Annotated in this window: 6 protein-coding genes, 1 tRNA gene and 3 rRNA genes; 1 reads left to right on the plus strand and 9 read right to left on the minus strand. The window is 67.0% G+C overall.

All coding sequences use genetic code 11. The features are described from left to right. Positions 1-45: 45 nt before the first annotated feature. From D1J63_RS09390 to D1J63_RS09400, 3 genes are all read right to left on the minus strand, one after another. Entirely contained in the window at positions 46-2,796 is a 2,751-nt protein-coding gene (locus D1J63_RS09390) for a DNA translocase FtsK (protein WP_206436761.1), read from the minus strand. Between the two features lie 191 nt (positions 2,797-2,987). Next, positions 2,988-3,662 (minus strand): response regulator, encoded by a 675-nt coding sequence (locus D1J63_RS09395; protein ID WP_102932166.1) that lies wholly within the window; start codon positions 3,660-3,662, stop codon positions 2,988-2,990. A 435-nt stretch (positions 3,663-4,097) separates the two neighbouring features. Beyond that, a complete protein-coding gene (locus D1J63_RS09400; RefSeq protein WP_125628552.1) occupies positions 4,098-9,584 on the minus strand; it encodes a HAMP domain-containing protein in 5,487 nt (1,828 codons plus the stop codon). Between the two features lie 394 nt (positions 9,585-9,978). Between D1J63_RS09400 and D1J63_RS09410 the strand changes: the two genes are divergently transcribed. Beyond that, on the plus strand, positions 9,979-12,729 hold the full coding sequence (locus tag D1J63_RS09410; protein WP_125628553.1) for a SpoIIE family protein phosphatase: 2,751 nt from the start codon (positions 9,979-9,981) through the stop codon (positions 12,727-12,729). A gap of 46 nt (positions 12,730-12,775) precedes the next feature. Here the strand turns inward: D1J63_RS09410 and D1J63_RS09415 are convergent. The 6 genes from D1J63_RS09415 to D1J63_RS09445 all read right to left on the minus strand — a co-directional run bounded on the left by D1J63_RS09415 (position 12,776) and on the right by D1J63_RS09445 (position 21,028). Beyond that, positions 12,776-12,851: transfer RNA gene (locus D1J63_RS09415), tRNA-Thr, on the minus strand. An 81-nt stretch (positions 12,852-12,932) separates the two neighbouring features. Then, positions 12,933-13,595, minus strand: coding sequence for a DegT/DnrJ/EryC1/StrS family aminotransferase (locus D1J63_RS09420; protein WP_164713165.1), 663 nt, complete (start codon positions 13,593-13,595; stop codon positions 12,933-12,935). A 113-nt stretch (positions 13,596-13,708) separates the two neighbouring features. Next, positions 13,709-13,825, minus strand: a 5S ribosomal RNA gene (gene rrf / locus D1J63_RS09425). An 84-nt stretch (positions 13,826-13,909) separates the two neighbouring features. After that, positions 13,910-17,033: ribosomal RNA gene (locus D1J63_RS09430) — 23S ribosomal RNA — on the minus strand. Between the two features lie 288 nt (positions 17,034-17,321). Further along, positions 17,322-18,848: ribosomal RNA gene (locus D1J63_RS09435) — 16S ribosomal RNA — on the minus strand. Together the 16S, 23S and 5S rRNA genes form the textbook arrangement of a ribosomal RNA operon. Positions 18,849-19,342: 494 nt before the next feature. Further along, complete coding sequence (locus D1J63_RS09445) at positions 19,343-21,028, minus strand: ribonuclease J (RefSeq protein ID WP_102932737.1); 1,686 nt, start codon at positions 21,026-21,028, stop codon at positions 19,343-19,345. Between the last annotated feature and the right edge of the window lie 53 nt (positions 21,029-21,081).

Genomic DNA, 21,081 nt, shown 5'->3' on the forward strand with positions numbered 1-21,081 from the left:
GGAATGCCGCGGGAACTCCGGCGGAACCCATCGCCTACCCGTTCCCTAGCCTTCAGACTCCCCCCGGATCACCGCGAGCACGCCGTCCAGCTCGTCAGGCTTCACAAGAACGTCACGAGCCTTCGAACCCTCGCTCGGTCCGACGATGCTCCGCGACTCCATCAGGTCCATCAGCCGCCCGGCCTTGGCGAAGCCGACGCGCAGCTTGCGCTGGAGCATCGACGTCGACCCGAACTGCGTGGAGACGACCAGCTCGGCGGCCTGGCACAGCAGGTCGAGGTCGTCGCCGATGTCCTCGTCGATCTCCTTCTTCTGCTTGGTGCCGACGGTGACGTCGTCCCGGAAGACCGGCGCCATCTGGTCCTTGCAGTGCTGGACGACGGCCGCGACCTCCTCCTCGGTCACGAACGCGCCCTGCATACGGGTCGGCTTGTTCGCGCCCATCGGCAGGAAGAGACCGTCGCCCTTGCCGATCAGCTTCTCGGCGCCGGGCTGGTCCAGGATGACCCGGGAGTCGGCCAGCGAGGAGGTGGCGAAGGCTAGGCGCGAGGGCACGTTGGCCTTGATGAGACCGGTGACGACGTCCACGGAGGGCCGCTGGGTGGCGAGCACCAGGTGGATGCCGGCCGCGCGCGCGAGCTGCGTGATCCTGACGATCGCGTCCTCGACGTCGCGCGGCGCGACCATCATCAGGTCGGCCAGCTCGTCCACGATCACCAGCAGGTACGGGTACGGCTGGAGTTCGCGCTCGCTGCCCTCGGGGGGCTTGACCTTGCCCTCGCGCACCGCGCGGTTGAAGTCGTCGATGTGCCGGTAGCCGTAGGCGGCGAGGTCGTCGTAGCGCAGGTCCATCTCGCGCACGACCCACTGGAGCGCCTCGGCGGCCCGCTTCGGGTTGGTGATGATCGGCGTGATGAGGTGCGGGATGCCCTCGTACGCGGTCAGCTCGACGCGCTTGGGGTCGACCAGGATCATCCGGACGTCCTCGGGGGTCGCCCGCATCATGATCGAGGTGATCAGGCAGTTGATGCAGGACGACTTGCCGGAGCCGGTGGCGCCGGCGACCAGCATGTGCGGCATCTTCGCCAGCGAGTGCATGACGTAGCCGCCCTCGACGTCCTTGCCGAAGGCGACCAGCATCGGGTCGTCGTCCTCGGCGGACTCGGCGAGGCGCAGCACGTCGCCGAGGTTGACCATTTCCCGGTCGGTGTTGGGGATCTCGATGCCCACCGCGGACTTGCCGGGGATCGGGCTGATGATCCGCACGTCGGGGCTGGCGACGGCGTACGCGATGTTCTTGGTCAGCGCGGTGATCCGCTCGACCTTCACGGCCGGCCCCAGCTCGACCTCGTAGCGCGTGACCGTCGGGCCGCGGGTGAAGCCGGTGACGCGGGCGTCGACCTTGAACTCGGTGAAGACGGTGGTCAGCGAGTCGACTATGGCGTCGTTGGCAGCACTGCGCGCCTTGCCGGGCCCGCCGCGCGTGAGGGAGTCGAGCGACGGCAGGGAGTAGGTGATGTCGCCGGAGAGCTGGAGCTGCTCGGCGCGCGGCGGCAGGTCCCGCTCCTTGGGCAGCGGCGTCTTCGTCAGGTCCGGGACGCCACCGCTCGCCGGTTCCTCCGCGGGCGCCTTGGCGGCGTCCTTCTTGAGCTTCCCCGGCTGCGGCCGCGCCGCCGGCACGGGCGTGGGCGTCGGGGTCGTGGACTCGCGCTCCCCCGTGCTCACGCCCTGGGTGAGGTCGGCGACCAGCGGCGAGGGCGGCATTCCGTGCAGGACGGCGCCGTCGAGCGCGGCGGCCGCGGCGGCGGCGACGTCCACGGCGTCCATCGGCCGGTTCATCTCGGGCTGGGGCACGGCGGACCGCCGGGGCCTGCCGCGGCGCCGGCTGAGCGCCTCCTGCTCGGCCGCGTCGGGGTCGTACGGCTCGGCGGCCGGTTGGGCGCGCTTGCGGGACCGGGCGGGCAGTGCCTCGCGCCACTGCTCGTCGTAGCGCTCGTCGTCCTCGGTGTACTCGTCCGCCTCCGGGTCGTGGACGACGCCGAGCCGCACCCCGAGCTGCCGCAGCCGCTGCGGAATCGCGTTGACCGGGGTGGCGGTGACAACGAGGAGGCCGAAGACCGTGAGCAGCACGAGCAGCGGCACGGCCAGCACGTCGGTCATCGTGGCCGACAGCGGGGTCGCCGCGCCCCAGCCGATCAGCCCACCGGCGTCCCTTATGGCCTGCATGCCGTCGCTGCGTGCCGGTGAGCCGCAGGCGATGTGCACCTGGCCGAGCACGCCGACGACGAGCGCGGACAGACCGATCACGATCCGCCCGTTGGCCTCGGGCTTCTCGGGGTGCCGGATCAGGCGTACGGCGATGGCGCCGAGCAGGAGCGGCACGAGCAGGTCGAGCCGGCCGAAGGCGCCGGTCACGAGGATCTCGACGAGGTCGCCGACGGGGCCCTTGAGGTCGGCCCAGGTGCCCGCGGCGACGATCAGCGCGATGCCGAGCAGCAGCAGGGCGACGCCGTCCTTGCGGTGGGCCGGGTCGAGGTTCTTGGCGCCCTGCCCTATGCCGCGGAAGACGGCGCCGACGCCGTGCGCGAGGCCCAGCCAGAGCGCGCGCACCAGCCGGTAGACGCCTCCGGTGGGATTCGGAGCCGGTTTGGGCGCGGGCTTCTTCGCCGCGGCCTTCTTGGCGGGCGCCTTTTTCGCGGGTGCCTTCTTCGCGGCGGCCTTCTTGGCGGGACCCTTCGCGGGAGCGGCCGCCTTCTTCGCGGGCTGCTTCTTGGCTGCGGAGGGACGTGAGGCCATGGGTGTGAGGTTACCGGGGGAGACGGCGGTCGACACGTGTGCCCACCGCTTCACCCGTTCGTGTCGCGCCCGAGCGGAGGCGGAACTGACGGTTCCGGTACGGTGCCTGACCGTTCCTCACGGGCGGCCTCACAGGCGGCCGCAGCCGCCGTACCGGGACGTGATCGGTGATCCGGGCGCCGGCCGCGGCGTCAGTTGACGGCGGCCTGGCCTCCGGACGTGCCCGGCTCCAGGGCGTCCAGGGCCCGCCGCAGCCCGGTGAGCTTGCGCTCCAGGTGGGCGGCCGTCGCCACCGCCGCCGCGTCCGTCGACTCGTCGCCCAACTGCTTGGACAGCGCCTCCGCCTGCTCCTCCACGGCCGCCAGCCGCGCCGACAGCTCGGCGAGCAGCCCGGCCGGCTCCTTGGTCTCGCCCGCCTCCGCCTTGCCGCTGCCCTCCAACTGGAGCCGCAGCAGCGCCGCCTGCTCCCGCAGCTGGCAGTTCTTCATGTACAGCTCGACGAAGACCGAGACCTTGGCGCGCAGCACCCACGGGTCGAAGGGCTTGGAGATGTAGTCCACCGCGCCCGCCGCGTACCCGCGGAAGGTGTGATGGGGACCGTGGTTGATCGCGGTGAGGAAGATGATCGGGATGTCCCGGGTCCGCTCCCGTCGCTTGATGTGCGCGGCGGTCTCGAAACCGTCCATGCCCGGCATCTGGACGTCCAGCAGAATGACCGCGAAGTCGTCCGTGAGCAGTGCTTTGAGCGCTTCCTCCCCGGACGATGCCCGCACCAGCGTCTGATCGAGCGCCGAGAGGATCGCCTCCAGCGCAAGCAGATTCTCCGGCCGGTCATCGACCAGGAGGATCTTGGCCTTCTGCACCATGGCCCGCCCTCCTCGCCCCGGCGTGGGGCCTCCCCTGTCCACAGGACTTGGCACGGCACCGGCGGGTGCCGCCCCGGGGGACGGCTCCCTTGCGCCGTCCGTCCTCGTGCCGGTCATCGTAGCCGCACCCCGCCTGTCGCCACACCCTGTCACCGTGATGTCACTGTGCTCGTAGCAGAAACGCGGCAGGGGACCAGAAGGTTCCCCGAATCCCGTACTTCTACACGGCTTCGGGCACGCTGAGTCAGCGACTCCGCGTGAACCCCGAAGGTTCCCGCCGTTGACACACACTCCACGTTCGCACACCGCCCGAGCGAGCCGCACGGAAGGTGCCCGAACATACGAGGACACCGTGCCCGAACGTACTACGGACCCGGGGCCCGAACGTACCGCTCGCTTCCCGCCGGCTCCCCGGCCGCCGCCGGAGCCTCTCGCTCACTCCTCGCGCATCCACTGCTGCATCACCGTCAGCAGGTGGTCGGGGTCGACCGGCTTCGTCACGTAGTCGGACGCGCCCGACTCGATCGCCTTCTCCCGGTCCCCCTTCATGGCCTTCGCGGTCAGCGCGATGATCGGCAGACCGGCGAACTGGGGCATCCGGCGGATCGCCGTGGTCGTCGCGTACCCGTCCATCTCGGGCATCATGATGTCCATCAGGACGACCGCCACGTCCTCGTGCTGCTCCAGGACCTCGATGCCCTCCCGCCCGTTCTCGGCGTAGAGCACGGACAGGCCGTGCTGCTCCAGGACGCTGGTGAGGGCGAAGACGTTGCGGATGTCGTCGTCGACGATCAGCACCTTCTGCCCGCCGAACCGGATGCCCCGGCCGGACTGCGGCGCCGGCTCCTGCCCGTCGTCCGACTGCCGCTCCCGCACCGCGGGCAGCTCGTCGGTCCCGGCCGACCGGCGGCGGCGCCGGAACAGCGCGGCCGCTCCGTTCTGCGAGTCCTGGTACGACTTCACCTCGGCCGGCGTCTCGGCCTGTGCACCCGGCAGCTCGGCCACGGCCGCCGGGGACGCCGACGGCTCACCGCCCTCCACGGACGGCAGCGGCTGCTGGTAGCCGTGCGGCGGCAGCTCGCTCGGGTGCAGCGGCAGGTAGAGCGTGAACGTCGACCCGCGGCCCGGCTCGCTCTGCGCGTGGATCTCGCCGCCGAGCAGCTGCGCGATCTCCCGCGAGATGGACAGCCCGAGGCCCGTACCGCCGTACTTGCGGCTGGTGGTGCCGTCGGCCTGCTTGAACGCCTCGAAGATCACCTGCATCTTGCTGGCCGCGATCCCGATGCCCGTGTCGCTCACGGAGAACGCGATCAGCTCGGCGTCCGGGTCGCTCATCGAACCGGCCTCCAGCAACTGCTCCCGGATGGCCTGCGGCACCTCGTCCCGGGCGGGCCGGATGACCAGCTCGACCGAGCCCGAGTCGGTGAACTTCACCGCGTTGGACAGCAGGTTGCGCAGCACCTGGAGCAGCCGCTGCTCGTCGGTGTGCATGGTCGCGGGCAGCCCCGGCGACACCCGCACCGACAGGTCCAGGCCCTTCTCCGCGCTCAGCGGCCGGAAGGTGGCCTCCACGTAGTCCACGAGCTGGACGAGTGCGATGCGCGTCGGGGAGACGTCCATCTTCCCCGCGTCGACCTTCGACAGGTCGAGGATGTCGTTGATGAGCTGGAGCAGATCCGAGCCGGCGCCGTGGATCGTCTCGGCGAACTCCACCTGCTTCGGGGAGAGGTTCGCGTCGGCGTTGTCGGCGAGCAACTTGGCCAGAATCAGCAGTGAGTTGAGCGGCGTACGCAGCTCGTGCGACATGTTGGCCAGGAACTCGCTCTTGTAGCGCATGGAGACCGCGAGCTGCTCGGCGCGCTCCTCCAGGACCTGGCGGGCCTCCTCGATCTCGGTGTTCTTCACCTCGATGTCGCGGTTCTGCTGCGCCAACAGCTCCGCCTTCTCCTCCAGTTCGGCATTGGACGACTGGAGCGCCTTCTGCCGCTGCTCCAACTCCTCGGAGCGGTCACGCAGTTGCTCGGTCAGCTCCTGCGACTGCTTCAGCAGCACCTCCGTCTTGGTGTTGACGGAGATGGTGTTGACGCTGGTCGCGATCATCTCGGCGATCTGGTTCAGGAAGTCCTTCTGGATGTGCGTGAACGGCGTGAACGACGCCAGCTCGATGACGCCGAGCACCTGCCCCTCGAACAGCACCGGCAGGACGATCACCTGCGCGGGCGGGGCCTCGCCGAGCCCGGAGGAGATCTTCAGGTAGCCGGTCGGCGCGTTCTCCACGAGGATCGTGCGCTTCTCCTTGGCGGCCGTGCCGACCAGCGCCTCCCCCGGCCGGAAAGAGGTCGGCATCGAGCCCATCGAGTAGCCGTACGACCCGAGCATCCGCAGCTCGTACGCGTCGCCCTCGGCGCCCGCCTGCTCCTGCCCGTCGACCAGGGGCATCGCGAGGAAGAACGCCCCGTGCTGCGCGGAGACCACGGGCGTCAGCTCGCTCATGATCAGCGACGCCACGTCCTGGAGGTCGCGGCGGCCCTGCATCAGACCGGAGATCCGGGCCAGATTGCCCTTGAGCCAGTCCTGCTCCTTGTTGGCGATCGTGGTGTCGCGCAGGTTGGCGATCATCTTGTTGATGTAGTCCTGCAGCTCGGAGATCTCTCCGGAAGCGTCCACGTCGATCTTCAGGTTCAGGTCGCCGCGGGTCACCGCCGTCGCCACGCGCGCGATGGCCCGCACCTGCCGGGTGAGATTCCCGGCCATCTCGTTCACGGACTCCGTCAGGTCGCGCCAGGTGCCGTCCACGTCCCGCACGCGTGCCTGGCCGCCGAGCTGGCCCTCCGTGCCCACCTCGCGGGCGACGCGGGTGACCTCCTCGGCGAACGACGACAGCTGGTCCACCATCGTGTTGATGGTCGTCTTCAGCTCCAGGATCTCGCCGCGCGCGTCGATGTCGATCTTCTTGGTGAGGTCGCCCTTCGCGATCGCCGTGGTGACCATGGCGATGTTGCGCACCTGGCCGGTCAGGTTGGACGCCATCTGGTTCACCGACTCGGTGAGGTCCTTCCACGTCCCCGACACACCGGGCACCTGTGCCTGACCGCCCAGGATGCCGTCGGTGCCCACCTCGCGGGCCACCTTGGTCACCTGGTCGGCGAAGGACCGCAGCGTCCGCACCATGGTGTTGAAGGTGTCGGCGAGCTGGGCGACCTCGCCGCGCGCCTCGATCGTCACCGTCCGCGTCAGGTCGCCGTTGGCGACGGCCGCGGCCACCTGGGAGATGTTCCGCACCTGGACCGTGAGGTTCTTGGCCATCAGGTTGACGTTGTCGTTGAGGTCCTTCCAGATGCCCACGACGCCGGGCACGCTCGCCTGACCACCGAGGATGCCCTCCGTGCCCACCTCACGGGCCACCCGCGTGACCTGCTCGGCGAAGGACGACAGCTGGTCCACCATCGTGTTGACGGTGGTGACCAGTTCGAGGATCTCGCCCTTGGCGTCGACGGTGATCTTCTTCGACAGGTCGCCCTTGGCCACCGCGGTGGTGACCTCGGCGATGTTGCGCACCTGCATGGTCAGGTTGTTGGCCATGCCGTTCACGGACTGCGTGAGGTCCTTCCAGGTGCCGGAGACGCCCTGCACCTCCGCCTGGCCGCCGAGGATGCCCTCGGTGCCCACCTCGCGCGCGACGCGCGTGACCTCCTGGGCGAACGACGACAGCTGGTCCACCATCGTGTTCAGGGTGTTCTTCAGCTCCAGGATCTCCCCGCGCGCGTCCACGGTGATCTTCTGGGACAGGTCGCCGCGCGCCACGGCCGTCGCGACCTGCGCGATGTTGCGCACCTGCGCGGTGAGATTGCCGGCCATGCCGTTCACGGAGTCCGTCAGGTCGCGCCACACGCCCGCGACCCCGGGCACCTGCGCCTGACCGCCGAGCCGGCCCTCGGTACCCACCTCGCGGGCCACGCGCGTGACCTGCTCCGCGAACGACGACAGCTGGTCGACCATCGTGTTGATGGTGTTCTTCAGCTCCAGGATCTCGCCGCGCGCGTCCACGTCGATCTTCTGGGACAGGTCACCGCGCGCCACGGCCGTCGTCACCTGGGCGATGTTGCGCACCTGGGAGGTCAGATTGCCGGCCATGGAGTTGACGGAGTCCGTCAACTCCTTCCAGGTGCCGGACACGCCGTCGACCCGGGCCTGACCGCCGAGGCGGCCCTCCGTGCCCACGTCGCGGGCCATCCGCGTCACCTGGTCGGCGAAGCTGGAGAGCTGGTCCACCATCGTGTTCACGGTGTTCTTCAGCTGGAGCATCTCGCCGGAGACGTCCACGGTGACCTTCTGCGACAGGTCGCCGTTGGCCACCGCCGTCGTCACCTGGGCGATGTTCCTCACCTGACCGGTGAGGTTGCGGAACGCCGTGTTGACGGAGTCGGTGAGGTCCTTCCACGTCCCGGCCGCCCCCGGCACCTGCGCCTGACCGCCCAGCTCGCCCTCGACACCGACCTCGCGGGCCACCCGCGTGACCTCGGCACCGAAGGCGGAGAGCTGGTCCACCATCGTGTTGACGGTGTTCTTCAGCTCCAGCATCTCGCCGGCCACGTCCACGGTGACCTTCTGCGACAGGTCGCCGCTGGCCACGGCCGTCGTCACCGCGGCGATGTCGCGCACCTGAGTGGTCAGGTTCCGGAAGACGGTGTTGACGGAGTCCGTCAGGTCCTTCCAGATACCGGCCGCGCCCGGCACGTTCGCCTGCCCGCCGAGCTGACCCTCGCCGCCCGTCTCGTTCGCCACGCGCGTGACCTCGTCCGCGAAGATCCGCAGCGTCTCGGTCATCTGGTTGATCGTCTCGGCGAGCTGCGCGACCTCGCCGCGGGCCGGCACCGTCACCTTCTTCGACAGGTCGCCGTTGGCGACCGCCGTCGTCACGTGCGAGATCTCGCGCACCTGGGCCGTCAGGTTCCCGGCCATGGTGTTGACGGAGTCGGTCAGCTCCTTCCACACCCCGGCCACACCCGGCACCCGCGCCTGACCGCCCAGCGCACCCTCGGTGCCCACCTCACGGGCCACCCGCGTCACCTCGGACGAGAACGCGGAGAGCTGGTCCACCATCGTGTTGACGGTGTTCTTCAGCTCCAGCATCTCGCCGGCCACGTGCACCGTGACCTTCCGCGACAGGTCACCCTTGGCCACCGCCGTCGTGACCAGCGCGATGTCCCTCACCTGGGCGGTGAGCCGGTACGCCATCGTGTTGACGGAGTCCGTCAGGTCCTTCCAGGAACCGGACATACCGCGCACTCGGGCCTGACCGCCCAGCTTGCCCTCGGTACCGACCTCGCTGGCCACCCGCGTGACCTCGTCCGTGAACGTCGACAGCTGGTCGACCAGGTTGTTCACGGTGCGGCCGACCTTCAGGAACTCACCGCGCAGCGGCTGCCCGGTGCCCTCCTCGCTCTGCGTCCGCAGCTCCATGCGCGGCGACAGATCACCGTCCGCCACCGCCGACAGCACCCGGCTGACCTCGGAGACGGGTCGCACCAGGTCGTCCACCAACGCGTTCGAGTGGTCGATCGCGGCAGCCCAGGACCCCTCGCAGGCGCCGGTCTCCAGCCGTTCCGTGAGTTTTCCCTCACGTCCGACCACGCGCCGTACCCGCGCCAGCTCGCCCGTGAGGTGCAGATTCCGGTCGGCCACCTCGTTGAAGACCGCCGCGATCTCCGACATCACGCCGTCGCCGGACACCGTGAGCCGCCTGCGGAAGTTTCCCTCCCGCATGGACACGAGGGCCGCCAGCAGCCGGTTCAGGGCCGCCGTGTCCACCGTCGTGGTGCCGCCCCGGGTACTGCCGCCCCGCGTTTTGCCCTGGTTGCTCAGGGACTGTCCGCCCTTCGCGCGCGTCTTCGAGGTCCGCGTCGCTGCGCCAGACTCCACTGTGTCCCTCCCGCAGGGGTCGACCGATACCGCTGTGCCCGGCCGCCCACGCTCGGCGGACCGGTTCCTGCCGCCTGTGATTCCCGTACTGCCGGGCACCGCGGCCCGGCACGCCGGACCGCTTCCAGGGGCTGCTGCCCACCCGACTGGGCACGCATTCACCTGCCCGGACCTTCATAAGCAGCTTGCCCAGTGTTTCACCCCGGCCGAACCAGGCCATAACAGTTCGGCAGCTTCGCACATCGTCCGCACACCCTCTGGGCGGAAACACTGCAGACCGGCATCCGGATGGACGGCGAAGGTAAGTAACCTTGCATGAGGCTGTCCAGCCGTACCGGTCCGTCCGGTCTGGGCGGTGGCACGGAGACGAGCGGGCATCGGAGGGGCGGCCGGAATGACCACCGGACTGATCCCGGGGGAGCAGCCCCCGGATCCCGGGCCGACGGGTGGGCTGCCGCAGCAGCGGCACGAGCCGGTCGGCCATGAGGCCGTGCACGGGGAGAGAGGGTCGAGGAGTTCTGTGATCACCGCGCGCGCGGCCGCCAGCTTCGAGCCCGTCGGGCGATCCGTGGCGAGTGCCCGGTCCTTCGTCCGCGACACCCTCCAGGGCTGGGGCCAGGCCGACATCGTCGACGACGCCGTGGTGCTCACCAGCGAGCTGGTGACCAATGCCGTGGTCCACGCCGGCACCACCGCCGACGTCGTGTGTCTGCGCGGTGACGACGGCGTGCGCATCGAGGTCGCCGACCACTATCCGGAGCGCGAGGTACCGCTCCAGGGCTCCCCCGCCAACATGGGCAGCCTCGACCGCGAGGGCGGGCGCGGCCTCCAGCTGTGCGCGGCGCTCGCCGACCGCTGGGGCGTGGAGTACACGCCCACGCTCAAGAATGTCTGGTTCCACCTCCATCTGCCCGAGCGCCCGGTCGGCACCCGCGCCGCCGGCCCCTCCCTCCCGGCCGCCCTGCTGCCGCTCGCCGACGGCCGCGTCCGCGTCGCCGTCGTCCAGATCGACCGCACCGGCGCCGTCACGTCGTGGAACGAGGACGCCGAGGACCTCTTCGGCTACGCCCCCGACCAGGTCGTCGGCAAGCCGCTGACCGACCTCGCCGCCTGGCCGCACACCCCCGGCACCAGCACCGGCATCGCCGAGGCGCTCCAGCTCTCCCGCTGGGAGGGCAGCTACGGCATAAGGGGCGCCGACGGCCGCGTCACCCCGGTCTACGCCTCCCACCTCCGCGTCCGCGACGCCGACGGCGAACCGTCCACGGTCTGCCTCCTGGTCCGCGACCACGAACGCGCGGTGCTGCAGACCCCGTTGCGCGTGCCGGCCGCCGACACCCCGGCCGCCGAGGGCCAGAGCGCCGACCCCTTCGAGGTGTTCATCGGCTCCCCCGCCCCGGACGACCTCGACGGCCTGCTCCAGCGCACCGTCGAACGCGCCCGCGACATGCTCGACGCCGACGCCGCCTTCCTGCTCCTGGCCACCGACGACGAAACGGAGTTGGAGGTCCGCGCCTCGACCGGCCTGCCCTCCGCCCGCCAGCGCTTCGCCCGCGTCCCCGTCGAGGCGGGCCCCGGCCGCTACGGCTCGGCACGCATGCCCGCCGTCCACGACGACCTCGAGGCCGTCCCCGGCGCGGTTCCGCTGCTCAACAGCACGGGCATGCGCTCGGTCGTCACGGTCCCCCTCAAGGTCGAGGGCCGCCTCACCGGCTCCCTCGGCGTCGCCGCCGAGGCCCCCGGCCGGTACTCCAACGAGGAGGCCTTGCGCCTCCAGTTCGCCGCCGATCGCATCGCGCTGGCCGTCGAGTCGGCACGCCTGGGCGAGCTGGAGCGGCTGCGCCGCGGCTCGCTCAGCTTCCTCGTCGAGGCCTCCGACCTCCTCGCCGGCACCCTGGACCGCGACCAGACGCTGGCCCTCATGGCCCAGATGACGGTCCCGACGCTGGCCACCTGGTGCGCCGTGTACACCATCGCCGACCAGTCCTCGGACCCGTACCTCTCCTACGTCCTGCACGAGGACGAGGAGTTGATCGACGGCATCAAATCCCTGCTGTCGAAGATCGCCCCGCCCGACCCGGTCCCCACCCCGGGCGCCCGGGTCTGGACGGCTCCCGCCGAGATGGCCCACCAGGCGGCACTGCGCACCTCCATGCGCGACCTCGGCCTCAGCGGCGGTACGCCCCAGCCGGTGAGCATCGGCATCGGCCCGACCCTCGCCACGGCCTCCGCCGTCGGCGGCGAGACCGTCGTCCTCCCGCTGGTCGCCCGCAACCGCGTCATCGGCATGCTCACGCTCGGCAAGCCCACCGACGACCACTTCCGCCAGGAGATCCTGGAACTCGCCGAGGACCTGTCCCGCCGGGCCGCCCTGGCCCTGGACAACGCCCGGCTGTACTCGGAGCGCACGGCCATCAGCCAGTCCCTCCAGCGCAGCCTCCTGCCCCCGGAGCTGCCCGTCATCGACGGCGTCGAGGTGGAGGTCATCTACCGCGCGGCCGGCGAGGGCAACGAGGTGGGCGGCGACTTCTACGACCTCTTCCCCATCAGCGACGACGCGTACGGCTTCGCCATCGGCGACGTCTGCGGTACGGGCCCCAACGCGGCGGCCGTCACCGGCCTGGCCCGGCACGCCCTGCGCCTGCTGGCCCGGGAGGGGCTGAGCGGCCCGGCGGTCCTGCAGCGCCTCAACTCCGCCATCCTGGACGAGGGCGCCCGCAGCCGCTTCCTCACGCTGCTGTACGGCGAGATGCGCCCGCAGGAGGACGGCAGCGCGGAGCTGAAGGTGGTCTGCGCCGGCCATCCGCTCCCGCTCCGCCTGCGCCAGGACGGCACGGTCGAACCGGCCGCCGAACCGCAGCCCCTCCTCGGTGTCATCGAGGACCTGGAGCTGTACGAGCAGACGGTCACCCTCGACCCGGGCGACGTCCTGCTGTGCGTCACGGACGGCGTCACCGAACGCCGCGAGGGCACGCGCATGCTGGGCGACGACGGACTCGCCGACGTCCTGACGACCTGCACGGGTCTGACGGCCGGCGCGGTGGCCGCCCGCATCATGCGCGCGGTGGAACGGTTCGCGTCCGACGCCCCGTCCGACGACATGGCGATCCTCGCCATGCGCGTCCCGGAGCCCCACGCGGACTGACCAGGGCATGCGAAAGGCCCCGCCCGAATGGGCGGGGCCTTTGTGCTGGAGCCCCCAAACGGAATCGAACCGTTGACCTTCTCCTTACCATGGAGACGCTCTGCCGACTGAGCTATAGGGGCCTGTCGCTTTTGAGGTTTCCCTCGCGGCAACGGAATAGATCATACCCCGAACAAGCCGGTGCTCCCAACCACGGCCTTTCCTCAGTGCGCGGGTTGCAACAGCCCACCGAGCGCATTGCAGGCGGACACGATCCGCTGCATGTCCCGCTTGGTCAACGCCGCCTCGACGGGCAGCGCGAGCGTCTCGTCGACGGCCCGCTCCGTCTCCGGCAGTGACACGCACCGCCGGAATCCGGGCAACCGGTGCACGGGCACCTTCACCGGCACCCGGCATTCCACTCCCCTCCCCCGCACGGCGCGCGCGAACGCGTCACGGTCCGGCCGCCCGTTCCCCGGCACCCGCACCACGTACTGCTGGTAGGTGTGCCCGTCGCCCCAGTCCGGAGTCCGCACCCCCCTCAACTTCCCGTCGAGGTAGGCCGCCCGCTGCCTGCGCCGCGCTATCTCGTCGTACGGCACCTCGGACTCACCCTGCTCCAGCACGAGCAGCCCGTGCCGTTGTCCGACCCGGTGCAGTGCGCCCATGTCCGCCGGCCGCCCGAACCGGTGCACGACGACCATCGCCGCGGTCCGGGGCGTCAGCGCCGCCTCCACCACGGAGGGGTCCAGGCAGTACGTCACCGGATCTATGTCGGCGAACACCGGCGAAGCGCCCACCAGGGCCACGGCCTCGGCGACTTCCACGTTCCCGAAGGCAGGTACGACGACCTCGTCACCGACGCCCACGCCGGCGGCCCTGAGCATTGCTGCAGTACCCATAGGGGGATGGTGGGGGCGCAACGTGAACTCGAAGTGACGGAAAACAAAAAAGGGCTGGTCCCGGAACCGAAGTTCCGGGACCAGCCCTTCTAATAATTGTTCGGCGGCGTCCTACTCTCCCACAGGGTCCCCCCTGCAGTACCATCGGCGCTGTAAGGCTTAGCTTCCGGGTTCGAAATGTAACCGGGCGTTTCCCCTACGCTATGACCACCGAAACACTATGAAACACTCAACCGCACCACGCTGTGGACGTGGGGTTGTTCGTGGTTTCAGAACCAACACAGTGGACGCGAGCAACTGAGGACAAGCCCTCGGCCTATTAGTACCGGTCACCTCCACACCTCACGGTGCTTCCAGATCCGGCCTATCAACCCAGTCGTCTACTGGGAGCCTTACCCCATCAAGTGGGTGGGAGTCCTCATCTCGAAGCAGGCTTCCCGCTTAGATGCTTTCAGCGGTTATCCCTCCCGAACGTAGCCAACCAGCCATGCCCTTGGCAGAACAACTGGCACACCAGAGGTTCGTCCGTCCCGGTCCTCTCGTACTAGGGACAGCCCTTCTCAAGACTCCTACGCGCACAGCGGATAGGGACCGAACTGTCTCACGACGTTCTAAACCCAGCTCGCGTACCGCTTTAATGGGCGAACAGCCCAACCCTTGGGACCGACTCCAGCCCCAGGATGCGACGAGCCGACATCGAGGTGCCAAACCATCCCGTCGATATGGACTCTTGGGGAAGATCAGCCTGTTATCCCCGGGGTACCTTTTATCCGTTGAGCGACGGCGCTTCCACAAGCCACCGCCGGATCACTAGTCCCGACTTTCGTCCCTGCTCGACCCGTCGGTCTCACAGTCAAGCTCCCTTGTGCACTTACACTCAACACCTGATTGCCAACCAGGCTGAGGGAACCTTTGGGCGCCTCCGTTACTCTTTAGGAGGCAACCGCCCCAGTTAAACTACCCATCAGACACTGTCCCTGATCCGGATCACGGACCCAGGTTAGACATCCAGCACGACCAGACTGGTATTTCAACGACGACTCCACCCACACTGGCGTGCGAGCTTCACAGTCTCCCAGCTATCCTACACAAGCCGAACCGAACACCAATATCAAACTGTAGTAAAGGTCCCGGGGTCTTTCCGTCCTGCTGCGCGAAACGAGCATCTTTACTCGTAGTGCAATTTCACCGGGCCTATGGTTGAGACAGTCGAGAAGTCGTTACGCCATTCGTGCAGGTCGGAACTTACCCGACAAGGAATTTCGCTACCTTAGGATGGTTATAGTTACCACCGCCGTTTACTGGCGCTTAAGTTCTCAGCTTCGCCTGGACGAATCCAAGCTAACCGGTCCCCTTAACGTTCCAGCACCGGGCAGGCGTCAGTCCGTATACATCGCCTTACGGCTTCGCACGGACCTGTGTTTTTAGTAAACAGTCGCTTCTCGCTGGTCTCTGCGGCCACCCCCAGCTCACGGAGTAAATCCGGTCACCAGGTGTGGCCCCCTTCTCCCGAAGTTACGGGGGCATTTTGCCGAGTTCCTTAACCATAGTTCACCCGAACGCCTCGGTATTCTCTACCTGACCACCTGAGTCGGTTTAGGGTACGGGCCGCCATGAAACTCGCTAGAGGCTTTTCTCGACAGCATAGGATCATCCACTTCACCACAATCGGCTCGGCATCAGGTCTCAGCCGTATGCAAGGCGGATTTACCTACCTTGCGGCCTACACCCTTACCCCGGGACAACCACCGCCCGGGATGGACTACCTTCCTGCGTCACCCCATCACTCACCTACTACAGGTCTGGTTCGTCGGCTCCACCACTCCCACTGACGGCAAAGCCGGCAGCAGGCGGTCTCACGGACTTAGCATCGCCTGGTTCGATGTTTGACGCTTCACAGCGGGTACCGGAATATCAACCGGTTATCCATCGACTACGCCTGTCGGCCTCGCCTTAGGTCCCGACTTACCCTGGGCAGATCAGCTTGACCCAGGAACCCTTAGTCAATCGGCGCAAACGTTTCTCACGTTTGTATCGCTACTCATGCCTGCATTCTCACTCGTCAACCGTCCACAACTACCTTCCGGTGCTGCTTCACCCGGCAGACGACGCTCCCCTACCCATCACGATCCCCGTTGGGGGTACATATCGCAATGACACGACTTCGGCGGTACGCTTGAGCCCCGCTACATTGTCGGCGCGGAATCACTAGACCAGTGAGCTATTACGCACTCTTTCAAGGGTGGCTGCTTCTAAGCCAACCTCCTGGTTGTCTGTGCGACTCCACATCCTTTCCCACTTAGCGTACGCTTAGGGGCCTTAGTCGATGCTCTGGGCTGTTTCCCTCTCGACCATGGAGCTTATCCCCCACAGTCTCACTGCCGCGCTCTCACTTACCGGCATTCGGAGTTTGGCTAAGGTCAGTAACCCGGTAGGGCCCATCGCCTATCCAGTGCTCTACCTCCGGCAAGAAACACACGACGCTGCACCTAAATGCATTTCGGGGAGAACCAGCTATCACGGAGTTTGATTGGCCTTTCACCCCTAACCACAGGTCATCCCCCAGGTTTTCAACCCTGGTGGGTTCGGTCCTCCACGACCTCTTACAGCCGCTTCAACCTGCCCATGGCTAGATCACTCCGCTTCGGGTCTTGAGCGTGCTACTACAATCGCCCTGTTCGGACTCGCTTTCGCTACGGCTTCCCCACCCGGGTTAACCTCGCAACACACCGCAAACTCGCAGGCTCATTCTTCAAAAGGCACGCAGTCACGAGAACAAGGCAAGCCTTGTTCCGACGCTCCCACGGCTTGTAGGCACACGGTTTCAGGTACTATTTCACTCCGCTCCCGCGGTACTTTTCACCATTCCCTCACGGTACTATCCGCTATCGGTCACCAGGGAATATTTAGGCTTAGCGGGTGGTCCCGCCAGATTCACACGGGATTTCTCGGGCCCCGTGCTACTTGGGTGTCTCACAAGCAAGCCGCTGACATTTCGACTACGGGGGTCTTACCCTCTACGCCGGACCTTTCGCATGTCCTTCGCCTACATCAACGGTTTCTGACTCGCCCTGTTGCCGGCAGACAACAGAAGTGAGATCCCACAACCCCGCACACGCAACCCCTGCCGGGTCTCACACGTGAACGGTTTAGCCTCATCCGGTTTCGCTCGCCACTACTCCCGGAATCACGGTTGTTTTCTCTTCCTGCGGGTACTGAGATGTTTCACTTCCCCGCGTTCCCTCCACACTGCCTATGTGTTCAGCAGCGGGTGACAGCCCATGACGACTGCCGGGTTTCCCCATTCGGACACCCCCGGATCAAAGCCTGGTTGACGACTCCCCGGGGCCTATCGTGGCCTCCCACGTCCTTCATCGGTTCCTGGTGCCAAGGCATCCACCGTGCGCCCTTAAAAACTTGGCCACAGATGCTCGCGTCCACTGTGCAGTTCTCAAACAACGACCAACCACCCATCACCCCGAGACTTACATCCCGAGTGCACTGGGGCCGGCAACTGAAAGCAGGCCATGCGGCCGTACCTTCAGATACCCAACAGCGTGCCCGGCCGGATCCCGTCCGGTGATCGTGCGTTCCACGCTCCGAAGAGCAGTACTAGCAGCCACCGACCCGTGGTCCCGACCGAGTAGTCAACGTTCCACCCATGAGCAACCGTGCAAGACATTTGCTTGCAGTCGGCCATGTGCTCCTTAGAAAGGAGGTGATCCAGCCGCACCTTCCGGTACGGCTACCTTGTTACGACTTCGTCCCAATCGCCAGTCCCACCTTCGACAGCTCCCTCCCACAAGGGGTTGGGCCACCGGCTTCGGGTGTTACCGACTTTCGTGACGTGACGGGCGGTGTGTACAAGGCCCGGGAACGTATTCACCGCAGCAATGCTGATCTGCGATTACTAGCGACTCCGACTTCATGGGGTCGAGTTGCAGACCCCAATCCGAACTGAGACCGGCTTTTTGAGATTCGCTCCACCTTGCGGTATCGCAGCTCATTGTACCGGCCATTGTAGCACGTGTGCAGCCCAAGACATAAGGGGCATGATGACTTGACGTCGTCCCCACCTTCCTCCGAGTTGACCCCGGCGGTCTCCCGTGAGTCCCCAACCTCCGAAGAGTTGCTGGCAACACGGGACAAGGGTTGCGCTCGTTGCGGGACTTAACCCAACATCTCACGACACGAGCTGACGACAGCCATGCACCACCTGTACACCGACCACAAGGGGGGCACCATCTCTGATGCTTTCCGGTGTATGTCAAGCCTTGGTAAGGTTCTTCGCGTTGCGTCGAATTAAGCCACATGCTCCGCCGCTTGTGCGGGCCCCCGTCAATTCCTTTGAGTTTTAGCCTTGCGGCCGTACTCCCCAGGCGGGGCACTTAATGCGTTAGCTGCGGCACGGACAACGTGGAATGTTGCCCACACCTAGTGCCCACCGTTTACGGCGTGGACTACCAGGGTATCTAATCCTGTTCGCTCCCCACGCTTTCGCTCCTCAGCGTCAGTATCGGCCCAGAGATCCGCCTTCGCCACCGGTGTTCCTCCTGATATCTGCGCATTTCACCGCTACACCAGGAATTCCGATCTCCCCTACCGAACTCTAGCCTGCCCGTATCGACTGCAGACCCGGAGTTAAGCCCCGGGCTTTCACAACCGACGCGACAAGCCGCCTACGAGCTCTTTACGCCCAATAATTCCGGACAACGCTTGCGCCCTACGTATTACCGCGGCTGCTGGCACGTAGTTAGCCGGCGCTTCTTCTGCAGGTACCGTCACTTTCGCTTCTTCCCTGCTGAAAGAGGTTTACAACCCGAAGGCCGTCATCCCTCACGCGGCGTCGCTGCATCAGGCTTTCGCCCATTGTGCAATATTCCCCACTGCTGCCTCCCGTAGGAGTCTGGGCCGTGTCTCAGTCCCAGTGTGGCCGGTCGCCCTCTCAGGCCGGCTACCCGTCGTCGCCTTGGTGAGCCATTACCTCACCAACAAGCTGATAGGCCGCGGGCTCATCCTGCACCGCCGGAGCTTTCGACCCGCCAAGATGCCCTGGCAGGTCAGTATCCGGTATTAGACCCCGTTTCCAGGGCTTGTCCCAGAGTGCAGGGCAGATTGCCCACGTGTTACTCACCCGTTCGCCACTAATCCCCACCCGAAGGTGGTTCATCGTTCGACTTGCATGTGTTAAGCACGCCGCCAGCGTTCGTCCTGAGCCAGGATCAAACTCTCCGTGAATGTTTGCCGGTTATCCGGCGTACACCACGAGAGCGGAACATCGGGAGGAATAGTCCCGACGTTCACAGCGTCCTCGCTGTGTGTTTTCAAAGGAACCTCGTCCCAGCCTGATGGCCGGAGACGGGGTATCAACATATCTGGCGTTGACTTTTGGCACGCTGTTGAGTTCTCAAGGAACGGACGCTTCCTTTGTACTCACCCTCTCGGGCTTTCCTCCGGGCGCTTCCCTTCGATCTTGCGTTTCCGACTCTATCAGATCTTTCCGATCCGATTTCCTCGGTGCTTTCCAGGTTCCCGCTTTCGCGTTTCCCTTTCCGGCGAGTCCGACTTTATCAGAGATTCTGAGTCGGGATTTCCGCCCCCGGGGCGGCTCCGAACCACGAAGTGACCGGGTGCCCGTCCGAGCGGAGATGTAAACGTACTGGAGCGGGGCGCCCCGATGCAAATCGAGGCGCCCCGCTCCAGGTTGGCGCTGTCGGTGGTCCGACGGTCCGTCAGACCTCCACGACGACCGGCAGGATCATCGGCCGGCGCCGGTAGGTGTCCGAGACCCACTTGCCGAGGGTCCTGCGGATCAGCTGCTGCAACTGGTGCGGCTCGACGACCCCGTCCTGGGCCGAGCGCTCCAGTGCCTCGGTGATCTTGGGCAGCACCGCCGAGAAGGCCGAGTCCTCGATGCCCGAACCACGGGCCTGGACATGGGGCCCACCGGTGATCTTGCCGGTGGAGGAGTCCATGACCACGAAGACGGAGATGATGCCCTCGTCACCGAGGATCTTGCGGTCCTTGAGGGCCGGCTCGCCGACGTCCCCGACCGAGAGGCCGTCGACGTAGACGTACCCCGCCTGGACCTTGCCGGTGATCTTCGCCTTGCCCTCGACGAGGTCGACGACCACGCCGTCCTCGGCGATGACGATGCGGTCGTGCGGGACGCCGGTCAGGGCGCCCAGTTCGGCGTTGGCGCGCAGGTGGCGCCATTCGCCGTGGACCGGCATCAGGTTCTTCGGGCGGCAGATGTTGTAGAAGTACAGCAGCTCGCCGGCCGAGGCGTGGCCCGAGACGTGCACCTTGGCGTTGCCCTTGTGGACGACGTTGGCGCCCCAGCGGGTCAGGCCGTTGATGACGCGGTACACCGCGTTCTCGTTGCCCGGGATGAGGGACGAGGCCAGGATCACCGTGTCGCCGTTGACGATGCGGATCTGGTGGTCGCGGTTGGCCATCCGGGACAGAGCGGCCATCGGTTCGCCCTGGGAGCCCGTGCAGACGAGGACCACCTCGCTGTCGGGCAGGTCGTCGAGCGTCTTGACGTCGACCACCAGGCCCGGCGGGACCTTGAGGTAGCCGAGGTCTCTCGCGATGCCCATGTTGCGGACCATGGAGCGGCCGACGAAGGCGACCCGGCGGCCGTACTCGTGGGCGGCGTCCAGGATCTGCTGGATGCGGTGGACGTGGCTGGCGAAGCTCGCCACGATGATGCGCTTGCGCGCGCCGGCGAAGACCTGACGCAGGACGTTCGAGATGTCGCGCTCGGGCGGGACGAAGCCCGGGACCTCGGCGTTGGTCGAGTCCGAGAGGAGGAGGTCGATGCCCTCCTCGCTCAGGCGCGCGAACGCGTGCAGGTCCGTGAGGCGGCCGTCCAGCGGGAGCTGGTCCATCTTGAAGTCGCCGGTGTGCACCACCATGCCCGCCGGGGTGCGGATGGCGACGGCCAGCGCGTCCGGGATGGAGTGGTTGACCGCGACGAACTCGCAGTCGAAGGGGCCGACGCGTTCGCGGTGCCCTTCCTCCACCTCAAGGGTGTACGGCCGGATGCGGTGCTCCTGGAGCTTGGCCTCGATCAGCGCGAGGGTCAGCTTGGAGCCGATGAGCGGGATGTCCGGCTTCTCGCGGAGGAGGAAGGGGACGCCGCCGATGTGGTCCTCGTGTCCGTGGGTCAGGACGATGCCCTCGATGTCGTCGAGGCGGTCCCGGATGGACGAGAAGTCCGGCAGGATCAGGTCGATGCCGGGCTGCTCCTCCTCCGGGAAGAGCACGCCGCAGTCGACGATCAGCAGACGGCCGCCGTATTCGAAGACCGTCATGTTGCGGCCGATTTCGCCGAGGCCGCCCAGCGGCGTGACCCGGAGGCCGCCCTTGGGGAGCGCCGGGGGCCGGCCCAGTTCAGGATGCGGATGACTCAAAAGACTCTCCTCACCACGCGCGCCACGTACCGGTGGCACGTGGCGCGCGTGAC

The organism is Streptomyces sp. KPB2 (assembly GCF_003950055.1).
Taxonomy (GTDB): Bacteria; Actinomycetota; Actinomycetes; order Streptomycetales; family Streptomycetaceae; genus Streptomyces; species Streptomyces salinarius.

What these genes read in the sequence shown, in the direction of transcription:
- D1J63_RS09390 (WP_206436761.1), bottom strand. Translation starts at nt 2,796, where the DNA reads ATGGCCTCACGTCCCTCCGCAGCCAAGAAGCAGCCCGCGAAGAAGGCG.
- D1J63_RS09395 (WP_102932166.1), bottom strand. Translation starts at nt 3,662, where the DNA reads ATGGTGCAGAAGGCCAAGATCCTCCTGGTCGATGACCGGCCGGAGAAT.
- D1J63_RS09420 (WP_164713165.1), bottom strand. Translation starts at nt 13,595, where the DNA reads ATGCTCAGGGCCGCCGGCGTGGGCGTCGGTGACGAGGTCGTCGTACCT.
- D1J63_RS09410 (WP_125628553.1), top strand. Translation starts at nt 9,979, where the DNA reads ATGACCACCGGACTGATCCCGGGGGAGCAGCCCCCGGATCCCGGGCCG.